At 48.4% G+C, this 1059-nt stretch carries 1 protein-coding gene; it reads left to right on the top strand.

Going from position 1 to position 1059, the window contains the following annotated elements; all coding sequences use genetic code 11:
• The coding region (gene tuf / locus DA100_RS08235; RefSeq protein WP_138971718.1) for an elongation factor Tu at positions 1-1055 on the top strand (1055 nt) is incomplete at its 5' end.
• Positions 1056-1059: the final 4 nt, after the last annotated feature.

Here is a 1059-nt window from a genome sequence, read left to right as displayed (position 1 = left end):
CGAAAGACTTCGCATCTATCGATAACGCTCCAGAAGAGCGTGAGCGCGGTATCACAATCGCAACTTCTCACGTTGAGTACGACACTCCATCACGTCACTACGCACACGTAGACTGTCCAGGACACGCTGACTATGTTAAAAACATGATCACAGGTGCTGCACAGATGGACGGTGGTATCCTAGTTGTTGCTGCGACTGACGGCCCAATGCCTCAAACTCGTGAGCACATCCTACTAGGCCGTCAGGTTGGTATCCCATACATCATCGTATTCATGAACAAATGTGACATGGTTGATGATGAAGAGCTTCTAGAGCTAGTAGAAATGGAAGTTCGTGAACTTCTATCTGAGTACGACTTCCCAGGTGATGACCTACCAGTTATCCAAGGTTCTGCACTAGGCGCACTAAACGGCGAAGAGCAGTGGGAAGCGAAAATTGTTGAGCTTGCTGAAGCACTAGACTCTTACATCCCAGAGCCAGAGCGTGCAGTAGACATGCCGTTCCTAATGCCAATCGAAGACGTATTCTCAATCCAAGGTCGTGGTACAGTAGTAACTGGCCGTATCGAGCGCGGTATCCTAAACGTAGGTGACGAAGTTGCTATCGTAGGTATCAAAGAGACAATCACAACAACATGTACTGGTGTTGAGATGTTCCGTAAGCTTCTAGACGAAGGTCGTGCGGGTGAGAACGTTGGTGCACTTCTACGTGGTACTAAGCGTGATGAAGTAGAACGTGGTCAAGTACTAGCGAAGCCAGGTTCAATCACTCCACACACTAAGTTCGAGTCAGAAGTATACGTACTTTCTAAAGACGAAGGCGGCCGTCATACTCCGTTCTTCAAAGGCTACCGTCCACAGTTCTACTTCCGTACAACTGACGTAACTGGTAACATCGAGCTACCAGAAGGCGTAGAAATGGTAATGCCAGGCGATAACATCAAGATGACTGTAGAGCTAATCGCTCCAATCGCGATGGACGAAGGTCTACGTTTCGCGATCCGCGAAGGTGGCCGTACAGTTGGTGCTGGTGTTGTTGCTAAGATCTTCGCTTAATTCT

It is taken from the genome of Vibrio sp. Hep-1b-8 (assembly GCF_006124995.1).
Lineage (GTDB): Bacteria > Pseudomonadota > Gammaproteobacteria > Enterobacterales > Vibrionaceae > Vibrio.
This window is presented reverse-complemented; position numbering and strand designations above follow the sequence as displayed.